The organism is Streptomyces sp. NPDC045022 (assembly GCF_056432605.1).
On the sequence record NZ_JBWKIR010000061.1, the window covers coordinates 1 to 11,082 of the forward strand.

Consider the following 11,082-nt stretch of genomic DNA (forward strand, 5'->3'; position numbering starts at 1 on the left):
GCGGAGGGCTGTACTTCGCGGCGGAGCATGTGGAGGACGTGCTGTCGGCGTGGCGGGAGTGGACCACCACCGTCCCCGACACCATGAACTCCAGCATCGCCCTCATCCCGGTCCCGGACGCGCCCGTCGTCGCCGAACCGCTGCGCGGCAGGTACGTCGCGCACGTGCGCATCGCCCACACCGGGCCGGCCGACGAGGGCGAGCGGCTGGTCGCCCCGCTGAGGGCGGTCGCGCCGCGCCTGCTGGAGACGCTCGGCGAGATGCCGTACACGGACAACGCGGCGATCCACAACGACCCGCCCATGCCCATGCCGTGGTACGCGGAGGACGCCATGCTCGATGAGCTGGCCCCGTCCGATGTGTCCACGATCCTCAAGACCGTGGGGCCCGACGCCCCCGTGATGTGCGTCACCGAGCTGCGCCACCTGGGCGGTGCCCTCGCCCGCCGTCAGGGCGCGCCCAACGCGGTCGGCCACCGCGACGCGCAGTACCTGCTGTACGTGCTGTCGCCGCTCCTGGGGCCGTTCACCCCGGAGACCGTGCGCCCGGTACAGCGGCAGCTCTTCGACGCGGTCGCGCCCCGGACGCAGGGCCGGTTCCTCAACTTCATGGGGATCGGGGAGAACGCCGGGGCCGAGCAGGTGCGTACGGCCTACGACGCCGAGGCCCACGAGCGCCTGACCCGGCTCAAGGCCGTCCACGACCCCGCCAACACCTTCCGTGCGAACTACAACCTGCCGCCGGCGCCCACCGCGGGCGCCTAGGCATCCGGCACCCGCCGCGGCGGTCTTCCCCTTGGACCGCCGCGGCGGCGGTTGCCCGCGCGGCTCACCGGCACTTGCGAGATGGGAAGAGGCACACCGATGTCCGACACGCCGTACCCGATAGACCCCACCGGGAGCGCGCTCGCGGCCGAGGCCGCGACGCTCCGCGGGATGGGGGCCGCCGTGCCGGTGGAACTGCCCGGCGGGGTACCCGCCTGGTCGGTCACCCGGCACGACTCGGTCAAACGGCTGCTCACCGATCCGCGCGTCTCGAAGGACCCACGGCAGCACTGGCCCGCGTTCCGCGACGGCGAGATCACCACCGACTGGCCGCTGTACCCGTGGGTGTCCGTGGAGAACATGCTCACGGCGTACGGCGCGGACCACTCCCGGCTGCGGCGGCTGGTCGCGGGCGCGTTCACGGCACGTCGTACGAAGGCACTGGAACCGGCCGTCGCGGAGACGGTCGAGGAGATGCTGGAAAGGCTGTCCGCACTGCCGGAGAACGAACCCGTCGACCTGCGGGCGGAGTTCACGCATCCGCTGCCGTTCCGGGTGATCTGCCGGCTCTTCGGGGTCCCCGACGACACCGGAGCGGCGCTGATGCGGATGATGGACGACTTCTTCCGCAACCCCGGCACCATCGAGGACATCCAGGCCCGCGGCCGCACCATCTACGAGGTGCTCACCGATCTGGTGACGCTCAAGCGCTCCCGGCCCGGGGACGACCTGACCTCCGCGCTCATCGCCGTACGGGACGAGGACGGTGAGCGGCTCGGCGAGCAGGAACTGGCCGACACCCTGATGCTGATGATCGGGGCGGGGCACGAGACCACCGCGAACCTCCTGGGCAGTGCGATCGTCGAACTGCTCTCCCGGCCCGAGCATCTGGAACATCTGCGGGCCGGGCGGACGACCTGGGCGGACGTCGTCGAGGAGACACTGCGGCTGCACGGCCCGGTCGCGCACATGCCGCTGCGGTTCGCGGTCGAGGACATCCATCTGGACGAGGTGACCATCCGCCGGAGCGACGCGATCCTCGTCTCCTACGCGGCGGCCGGTCAGGACCCGGCCCAGCACGGCCCCGACGCCTCGGAGTTCGACCCGGCCCGTGAGCGCCGGGAGCACCTGGCGTTCGGATTCGGCGTGCACCACTGTCTGGGCGCCCCGCTCGCCCGCATGGAGGCCGGTCTGGCACTGCCCCGGCTGTTCGCCCGCTTCCCCGCCATGCGGCTGGCACAGCCACGCGAGGACATCCCGGGCTCCGGTTCCTTCATCGCGAACGGCCCCCGCGCCCTGCCGGCGTGGCTGCGCGGCGAGAAGTCCTGACGGCCGTACGCCACGACCGGGGGCCGCACAGGCGCCGCCCATGGCCATGACCGGCGGTGCCGGACGTACCGGAGAAGCGGTCCCCGCGGCCTGTCCGCGCCCGGGGTGCCCTGCTCGGGCCGCTGGCCCCGTCCGGCGCGTCCCGCCCGCCCGCATGCCCGCTCTCTCAGGAGGACCGCCCATGCATCATCGCCTCTTCACGTCGGAATCCGTCACGGAGGGTCATCCGGACAAGCTCGCCGACCGGATCAGCGACACGGTCCTCGACGCCGTGCTCGCACAGGACCCGGAGGCACGCGTCGCCGTGGAGACCATGATCACCACCGGCCAGGTGCACCTCGCCGGCGAGCTGACCACCTCGGCCCGGATCGACATCGCCGCGCTCGTCCGGCGTACCGTCCTGGACGTCGGCTACGACCGGTCGGCCAAGGGGTTCGACGGCGGCTCCTGCGGGGTCTCGGTCTCCCTGGGGGCCCAGTCCCCTGACATCGCGCGGGGCGTGGACACCGGCGGCGCCGGCGACCAGGGGCTGATGTTCGGTTACGCGTGCGACGAGACGCCGGCGCTGATGCCGCTGCCGGCCCAGCCGGCCCACGCTCTGGCACGTCGGCTCGCCGACGTCCGCGAGGACGGCACGCTGCCCTACCTGCGGCCGGACGGCAAGACGGGGACCGCGGTCCACGGCCACTTCGGCCGCGAGCTCCCCGAGTTCGGCTGGGAGCGCACCGACCGGGTCGACGCTCTCCGGATCGCCGCGGGACTCTGACGTGGCGGCCACCGGCACACGGATCGCGGTCACCGGCTCCATCGCCACCGACCATCTGATGACCTATCCCGGGCGGTTCGCGGACGGCCTGGTCGCCGACCGGCTGGACCACGTCTCGCTCTCCTTCCTCACCGACCGGCTGGAGGTGCGGTGGGGCGGGGTGGCGGCCAACGTCTGTTTCGGCATGGGCCAGTTGGGGTTGCGCCCGCTGCTGATCGGCGCGGCGGGCACCGACTTCGCCGAATACCGCGCCTGGCTGGAGGCGCACGGCGTCGACACCGGTGCCGTACGGATCAGCGCGTCACTGCACACCGCCCGGTTCATCTGCACGACGGACCGCGAGCAGAACCAGATCGCCACGTTCTACGCCGGGGCCATGGCCGAGGCGCGCGAGATCGACCTGTGCGAGGTGCTGGCGGGCGCCGCCGGTACCGATCTGGTCCTGGTGGGGGCGGACGACCCCGCGGCGATGCTGCGGCACACCGCCGCCGCGCACCGGCTCGGCCTGCGGGTGGCGGCCGATCCCTCGCAGCAACTGCCGCGGCTCGAGCGGGCGCAGGCGCGCGCCCTGGTGGACGCGTCGCACGTGCTGTTCAGCAACGAGTACGAGGCGGCCCTCCTCCTGGAGCGGACCGGATGGACGCAGCGACAGCTTCTGGACCGGGTGCGGATCTGGGTCGTCACCCGGGGCGCGGAGGGTGTCCTCGTCCGCGGTGCCGACGGGACCCGGCTCACGGTGCGGGCCGTGCCGGTGGCGCGGGCCGAGGATCCGACCGGCGCCGGTGACGCCTTTCGCGCGGGCTTCCTGGCGGGCCTCGTCCGGGACTGGCCCTACCGCGCGGCGTGCCAGCTGGGCTGCGCGGTGGCCGCGGCGGCCGTGGAGTCACCGGGGACCCAGACCTACCGACTGTTCATGTCCGACGTGCTCGACCGGATCGATCGCGGCTACGGCAGCGCGGTGGCGCGAGCGGTCGAGCCCCTGCTGATGGAGACGGTGTGACGACCTTCCTCAAGGCCGGCACCGCGGCACGGTCCGCGGCGCAGAGCGAGCCCGCCACCGAGAGCGAGCCCGACATCGAGACGGAGGCGGCCATCGAGACGGAGGCGGCCATCGGGACCGAGTCGCGCATCGAGACGGAAACAGCCGTCGAGTCGGAGTCGGCCATCGCGGCCGAGCCGCGCGTCGAGGCCGGGTCCGCTGTCGAGATCCCCCTGGTCGTCGAGGAAGAGAATCGTTTCTTCTTCGATCATCCGCTGGATCACGTACCGGCGATGCTGCTGCTCGACTCCACCCTGCGGGCCGCCGCACGACTCCACCGCGCGGGCGGCCTGGAGCCGACGGCCCTGCGGATGTGGTTCGACCGCTTCTGTGAGAAGGCCCCGACGGCCCGGCTGCGGGTCGAGTCCGCGCCGGACCCGGGCGGAGGTCACCTGCTGAACGCGCTCGTGCACCAGGCCGGGTCGGCCGTCTGCCGGGCGGAACTGCGCCTGGTCCCCACCCGGTTCGAGCACCGTCCCCCCATCGTGGCTCCCGCCGGAGCCCCGGTCGGGCCCGCGGACCCGGACCTGGTGCACAAGCGGTGCCGGGAACGGGTCCTCGTCGGCCCCTTGCGGGACGCGGGAGGCTCGTACACCGTCCAGGCACTCGCCCCGGCCGATCCGCAGGTGCGGGCCGTCCATCCGCTGACCCTGCTCGTCGAGACCGCCCGACAGGCCGCGACCATGGTCAGCCACACGGCATGGGGGACACCGCCGGACCGGCAGTTCATCGTGGGCTCCCTGGAGGTGTCCCTGCCGGACGAAGGGCCGTGGCCGCACCGCCCGGTCCTGCGCTGCCACCCCCACCGCGCACAGCGTCGCGAGGAGAGCGTCGTCTGCGAACTGCTCGTCGGGAACGCCCCGCGCGGTCATGTCTCCTTCACCGGCCGGACCGTACCGCCCGCCGCGTACCGGCGGCTGCGGGCGGCCGCGTCCGGGCCCGCGCCCGAACACGCGGAAGGGGCCCGATGAACGTCACCGGAGTCCGGCGGTTCCCCGCCATCCTCTTCGTGGTGGGCACCAGCGCTGTCGTCGGCGCCCTGGTCCGTGCCCTGCTGGCCGGTCCCGACCGGGCCTCGGGCATGGCGGCCGCGCTGATCGCCGCCTACCTGGGCTGGGTGTTCCTCGAGGTGGGGGTCAGCTTCCGGACCTCCGGGGAACCGGCCTCCGAGGCCGACCGGGGCAGTGAGCTGGTGTACGGCCTCGCCCGCCTCGCCACCGTGCTCGCGGCGGTCTACGGTCCCCTGCCGCGCGCACCCTGGCAGCCGTGGATGCTCGTCCCGGCGGCCCTCCTGTCGGCCGGCGTCGCCCTGCGGCTGCTGTCCATCCGTGCCCTCGGCCGCTTCTACTCGCACCGGGTGCGCACGGTCGAGGACCACCGGATCGCCGACGGCGGCCCCTACCGGCTGCTGCGTCACCCGGCCTATGCGGGCATGCTCCTGGCCAACCTCGGGATGGTGGCCTTCTTCTGCAATCCCGTCAGCGTGCTGCTGCTCCTCGGCGCCTTCCTGCCCGCGATCGTCTACCGGATCCGGGTGGAGGAACGGATGCTGTACTCGATCGACGGCTACCGGGCGTTCGCGCTGCGCCGCAAGCGGCTCGTCCCCTTCGTATGGTGAGCCGGCCCCGCTCCGCGATCCCGCATGTGGCCCTGCTCGGCGCGACCGGCTACACGGGACGTGCCTTCCTGCGGCGGCTCGCGGCGCTCGGCGAACCCTGGCGGGTGACCGCTCTGGTGCGCTCTCCCCGCAGCGGGATGCCGTCCTTCGTCCACCAGATGGTCGGCGCGCTGCCGGACGCGCTGCCGGAGGCGTTCCCGCCGGCGGACGCCACCGTGCTGGTACACCTCGCCTCGGAGCACCGCGAGACGGACATGGCACGACTGCGGGCGGTCAACGTCGACGGTACACGCGCGGTCCTGGACCGGCTGCCGCCGTCCGTGCGGAGCGTGGTGCACGGCAGTTCGATGTCCGTCTACGGGCAGGGCGCCCAGGAGTACGTCGCCGAGAGCACGCCGCCCGCGCCGGGGACACCGCTGGCCGGCACCCGGCTCACGGCCGAGCGGCTCGTCCTGGAGGCGATGCGCCGCCGCGACGGCGGCGCCTACGTGCTGCGGCCGCGGTTCCTTCCCGGAGCGGAGGACCGGTCCTTGCTGCCCTTGGCGGCGGCGCTGCGCTCCATGCCGCTGCGGCTGGCGCCCGAGCGGGTGCGGCTGAGCGTGATGGATGTCGACGACTACGCGGAGGTGATGGTCCGGCTCGTGTCCCGTGCCCACGACCGCGAGCTGCGGAGTACTCCCGTGCGGCGGGTGCTCAACGTGGCTTACCGGGAGCCCGTCACGCTCCACGAGCTGTTCGGCATGGTCGCCCCGCCGCCCGCCCGCACCCCGGCCCGGCTGCTGCCGCCCGAGGTGCTGATCCGGGCCGGCGCGCTGCTGCCGGGGCACCGGGCACGGCGGTTGACCACCGTGCTGGAACTGGCCACCCGCTCCCACTGGGCCGACGTCCGGGAACTGGAACGCGAGATCGGATCCGCGCTCACCGGGAAGTCCCCGGCCGCGGTGCTGCGTGCCTGCCGAGCGAAGTGAACGAAAGGTGACCCTGATGATCGAGACGCTCGACGACCCGCTGCGGCCCGAGCACGTGGGCTGGAAGTTCGCCCGGCTGAAGGTCCTGCATGACGCGGGCGTGCGGGTACCGCCGCTGTTCTGCCTGACCGGGGACGCCTACCGGCGTGCCGTGGGCCCCCTCGCCGCCCGGATCGACCACCTGCTCGACGGCGTCGGTCCCGAGGACTGGCACGCGCTCCGTGAGGCGAGCACGCGGATACGCGGCCTGGTGGAGGACGTACGCCTGGACGAGGCGGCGCGGACGGCACTGCGGGACGCGTTGGAGCGGTGGTTCCCGGGACCGGACACGCTGCTGGCGGTACGGGCCTCGGTGCTGGCCGGGCACTCGGACCACGGGGAGGACTCCGCGGACCATCCGTTCGCCGGGATGAGCGACAGTTTCCTCTACGTCCGGAAGGAGGACGTCGAGGAGGCGGTGCGCCGGTGCTGGTCCTCCGCGTTCGGGCCCGAGTCACTGCTGTACCGGCGGCGGCAGGGGCTGTCCACGCGCGGACTCGCCGTCGCGGTCGGGGTCCAGGAGATGGTCCTCGGGGAGCGCTCGCTGGTGATGTTCACCGCCGACGCGGCGACCTACGCCCGCCGCACGGTGATCGGCGCCGGCTGGGGTATCGGCGAGGGCGTCGTGCAGGAGAAGACCGCCACGGACCACTACTTCGTGACCCCGGGCGCGGATCGCGTGGAGCGGACGGTCGCCGTCAAGTCCACGATGCTCACCCTGGACCTCGCACGCGGGCACGGCATCGTGGAGAGCGAGGTCCCGGTGGAGCGGCGTGAGCAGCCGGTCCTCTCCGACCACGAGGCGGTCTCGCTGGCGCGGCTCGGCCGCCGGATCGAGGACCTCTTCGGCGCACCCCAGGACATCGAGGCCACCCTCACCCCCGACGGTGTCGTGCACGTGGTGCAGTCCCGGCCGATCGCGATGGAACCGGCCCGGCATCGCGTGTGGAGCAATGCCAACGTCTCGGAGAGCTTTCCGGGCACCACCACCCCGATGACGTACTCGGTGGCACGGCGGTTCTACGCGCTGCTCAACCACGACTACCTGCGCCGCTGCGGGGTCGGCGAGCGCAGGCTGGACGAGGTGGCCGACTCGACCGGCCGGCTGCTCGGATATCTCGACGGGCGGATCTACCACGACATCACCGCCTTCACGACGATGCTCTCCGCGCTGCCGATGTTCGAGGGGTTGCGCCGGGACTGGGAGCGGCTGGTCGCGGAGCTCGACACCGTGTATCACGAGCCCGCCCGGCCGTCCGCCACCCGGAGCGAGCGGCTGCGGAGACTCGGTTCGCTGACCGCCGGCTGGACCCGCGCGGCCCGGAACCACGCCACACTCCCCCGTGACTTCACCGCGTTCGAGCGCGCGTGGCGACGGCTGCTCCGTGACAAGCGAGGTCCGGGGTACGAGCCCGCGAACCGTCACCCGCTGGTACTGGTCGCGGACTTCCGCGAGGTGTGGCGGCAGGCCGGCCGGCTGTGGGGGGTGACACTGATCAACTACCAGTTCATGGTGCTGTACCACAAGGCGATCGAGCAGGTGCTCCGACGGCTGGGCAGCACCGACCACGACGTGCTCTTCAGCCAGTTGCTGTGCGGTGGACGGCAGCTGCGCGGCGCGGAGATCGCGCTCGGTGCGGTACGGCTCGCGGAGTTGGTGCGTGCCGACGATCGGCTGCTCGCCCGCATCACCGAGGCGGATCCCCGGGAACTGTGGCAGGACTTGGAGTCCGGGCGGCTGCCGGCGGTCTTCGCCTCGGCGGTCCGCTCCCATCTGCGCCGGTACGGCGACCGCGGCATCGAGGAGCTGAAGCTGGAACGGCCCAATCTGCGCGACACTCCGTGGGAACTGCTCAAGGTGGTACGGCAGTACGCCCTGTCCGGCGTGCGTGTGGCGGACCTCGAGGAGACCGAGCGGGCGGGACGGGCGGAGGGCGAGGAACGGCTGCGCCGGCTGCTGCCGGACCGCCCCCTCGAGCGCAGGCTGCTGCTGTTCCTGTTCGACCGGCTGCGCACCCACTTGTACTACCGGGAGGCCGGCCGGTACATGCGCAGTGAACTCTTCGGCTACAGCAAGCAGGTGATCGCGGCGCTCGGCGCGGACCTGCACCGGCGCGGGGTGCTGGCCGACCCGGCGGACGTCTTCCTGCTCGATCTGGACGAGTTGTTCGGCTTCGTCGACGGCTCGGGCACCACCCACGACCTCGCCGGGCTGGTGGAGGTCCGGCGCCGCGACGGGGAGCGGGCGCGACGGCTGACCCCGGTCCGGGAGTTCGCCACCGGGGATGTGGTCGCCACGTCGGTGCCGCACGTCGAGGAGCCGGCCGCGGCCCGGGCCGGGCAGGAGGTCCTCATCGGGCTCGGCTCCTGTCCCGGGCGGGTCCGTGGCCGGGCGCGGGTCGTCCTCAGCCCGGCCCTGGGCGAGGACCTGGCGCCGGACACGATCCTGATCGCGCGGGAGACCGACCCCGGCTGGCTGTATCTGATGCTGGCGGCGCGCGGGATCGTGGTGGAGCGTGGCTCGCTGCTGTCGCACACGGCGATCACCGGCCGGAAGTTCGGTATCCCGACGATCGTCGGCGTTCCCGAGGCCACGGCCCGGATCACGGACGGCAGCCTGATCGAGATCGACGGGGCCAGTGGCCGGGTCCTGGTCCTGGAGGAGGCCGCGCGGTGACGGCACTGGGCGTCTTCCGCCGGTTCTTCCGCACGCGCTTCCCGCTCGCCCAGTACAGCATCTACGTGCTGCTCCTGCCGGCGGCGGTGCAGAGCACCCTGGCCACGCCGGTCACTGCGGGCGGCCCGCTCGGGACGGGTGCGGCCGGCCATGTGGCGGGGCTGGCGGGGTTGTTGTGCGTACTGTTCTTCATGCGGGTCGTGGACGAGATCAAGGACCTCGACTACGACCGGGTGTTCAACCGGGACCGGCCGCTGGTCACCGGCGAGGTGTCGCTCGGTGCCGCCCGGTCCTACCTGGCCGGTGCGGCCGCGGCCGGCCTCCTCCTGGCGTCCGCCGCCGGGCCGGGGCCGGTCGCGGCGGCCGCCGCGATCATGGCGTACGCCCTCTTCCTGCTGGGGCTGGAAGGGCTTTCACCGCGCTTCCGGGACGCGGTGTGGGGGAACATCGTGGTGACCGTCCAGCTGAAGACCGGTGTGCTGCTCTACACCGTGCTGCTGGCCCGTACGGCGGGCGCCGCCGCACCCGCGGGCCGTTCGGCCCTGACGGTGGCGTCCTTCCTCCTCGCCTACCTGTCGTGGGAAGTGGCTCGCAAGACGGTGCGCGAGCCGTTCGCCCGGCCCGGCGAGAAGCTGTACTCCTCGGCGGCCGGCGCGGCCACGAGCCTGGCGGTGGCCTCGGCGCTGCTGCTGATGGGCTGCGCGGGCCGGGTGGCCGTGGCCGCGTCCGGGCAGTCCTGGGGGGCTCCGTGGCTGTGCGCGTTCCTGCTGCCGCCCGCGGCACTGGCCTGGGGCTGGGTGTGCTGGCTGCGGCGGCCCGGCGAACGGTACACGCCCGGAGTGCCCGCGTTGCTGGCGTACGTCGTCTTTCTCGCCATCCCGGTGGCGCACTGGGCGGCCACCGGTGGCCCGGCGGCGTGAGCGGCACATGTCCTTGGCACCGGGGTCCTGCGCCCGGGCAGTGACGCGGCGGTCCTAGGGCCCTTCGTTTGGGTCATGCCGGATCAGGGAGCGGGGTCTGGCGCCGTGCATCGCAAGGCGGAGGAGGGCGTCATGGCGGAGCCATGGCAACCGACGACAACGCGGCGAGGTGCGGTGCCAGGCCCCGCGAGCCCGGCATGATCCAAACGAGAGACCCTAGGGCCGGATGTTGTGGTTGACCCGGAACGTGTTGGCCGGGTCGTGGACGGCCTTCAGGCGGGTCAGGCGCTCGTGCACGCCGGTGTCGTAGAGGGCGGGCATCCGGTGCGCCGGAACCGGACGCCCCGCGCCGTACACGAAGCTGCCGCTGCGGCCGGTGACCCGCGGGGCGACGGCCGTGAGCAGCTTCTCGTGCACGGGCACGACCTCGTCCAGACTCCAGGGGCCGACCGGGGACAGCACCCGCAGGATGAAGGCCGCGTCACGGTGGCCGATCGCGTTGGGCGCGCCCTGGCGGCGGGCGAGGGCACCGCCCAGGTGGCGCACGTCGACGATGCACATCACGGGTGCCCGCGGGCCGGCGAGGTCGACGACGGCACGGAGGTCGTCGGGACCGAGCGAGCGCAGGAAGGCGTTGTCGCCGGCGTAGCCGTGCGGATGGACGGGGTCGTCGAAGACGGAGCCGGACGCGGTGTACGGCATCTCGCGCAGGCTGTCCATCAGCCGGGGGGCGACCGCCTTCAGCGGGGCCACCAGCCTGCGTCCCTCCATGACGCTTCCGGTGTGGGCGACGCGGACGTGCGCGACGTACCTGCCGCGCAGCGGTTCCGGGACGAACGGCAGGTGGGGGTGGACCATCAGCCCGACGCTGGAGTTCATGGTGTCGGGGACGGTGGTGGTCCACTCCCGCCACGCCGACAGCACGTCCTCCACATGCTCCGCCGCGAAGTACAGCCCTCCGC

The 11,082-nt window shown here is 73.0% G+C and carries 9 protein-coding genes and 1 pseudogene; 9 read left to right on the forward strand and 1 reads right to left on the reverse strand.

Features of this window, described 5'->3' with window-relative positions:
• From AC07C1_RS40700 to AC07C1_RS40740, 9 genes and pseudogenes are all read left to right on the forward strand, one after another.
• A partial coding sequence (locus AC07C1_RS40700; protein ID WP_478947152.1) for an FAD-binding oxidoreductase occupies positions 1-764 on the forward strand: 764 nt, incomplete at its 5' end.
• Between the two features lie 99 nt (positions 765-863).
• Entirely contained in the window at positions 864-2,093 is a 1,230-nt protein-coding gene (locus tag AC07C1_RS40705; RefSeq protein ID WP_478947153.1) for a cytochrome P450 family protein, read from the forward strand.
• A gap of 181 nt (positions 2,094-2,274) precedes the next feature.
• Positions 2,275-2,764, forward strand: a pseudogene (locus AC07C1_RS40710) (S-adenosylmethionine synthetase N-terminal domain-containing protein); the annotation flags it as partial.
• Between the two features lie 153 nt (positions 2,765-2,917).
• Positions 2,918-3,859, forward strand: coding sequence for a carbohydrate kinase family protein (locus AC07C1_RS40715; RefSeq protein ID WP_478947160.1), 942 nt, complete (start codon positions 2,918-2,920; stop codon positions 3,857-3,859).
• Complete coding sequence (locus tag AC07C1_RS40720) at positions 3,856-4,869, forward strand: AfsA-related hotdog domain-containing protein (protein ID WP_478947154.1); 1,014 nt, start codon at positions 3,856-3,858, stop codon at positions 4,867-4,869. Before AC07C1_RS40715 ends, AC07C1_RS40720 begins: the two co-directional genes overlap by 4 nt.
• Positions 4,866-5,516, forward strand: a complete 651-nt coding sequence (locus AC07C1_RS40725; protein ID WP_478947155.1) for a methyltransferase family protein — start codon at positions 4,866-4,868, stop codon at positions 5,514-5,516. The genes AC07C1_RS40720 and AC07C1_RS40725 overlap by 4 nt, the downstream gene beginning before the upstream one ends.
• Positions 5,513-6,484: an NAD-dependent epimerase/dehydratase family protein gene (locus AC07C1_RS40730; RefSeq protein ID WP_478947156.1), complete on the forward strand. Its 972-nt coding sequence runs from the start codon at positions 5,513-5,515 to the stop codon at positions 6,482-6,484. Before AC07C1_RS40725 ends, AC07C1_RS40730 begins: the two co-directional genes overlap by 4 nt.
• 16 nt (positions 6,485-6,500) lie before the next feature.
• Positions 6,501-9,200, forward strand: coding sequence for a PEP/pyruvate-binding domain-containing protein (locus AC07C1_RS40735; protein WP_478947157.1), 2,700 nt, complete (start codon positions 6,501-6,503; stop codon positions 9,198-9,200).
• Positions 9,197-10,120: a hypothetical protein gene (locus AC07C1_RS40740; RefSeq protein WP_478947158.1), complete on the forward strand. Its 924-nt coding sequence runs from the start codon at positions 9,197-9,199 to the stop codon at positions 10,118-10,120. The genes AC07C1_RS40735 and AC07C1_RS40740 overlap by 4 nt, the downstream gene beginning before the upstream one ends.
• A 216-nt stretch (positions 10,121-10,336) precedes the next feature.
• Here AC07C1_RS40740 and AC07C1_RS40745 read toward each other — a convergent pair.
• On the reverse strand, positions 10,337-11,082 hold a 746-nt coding region (locus tag AC07C1_RS40745), incomplete at its 5' end, for a BBE domain-containing protein (RefSeq protein WP_478947159.1).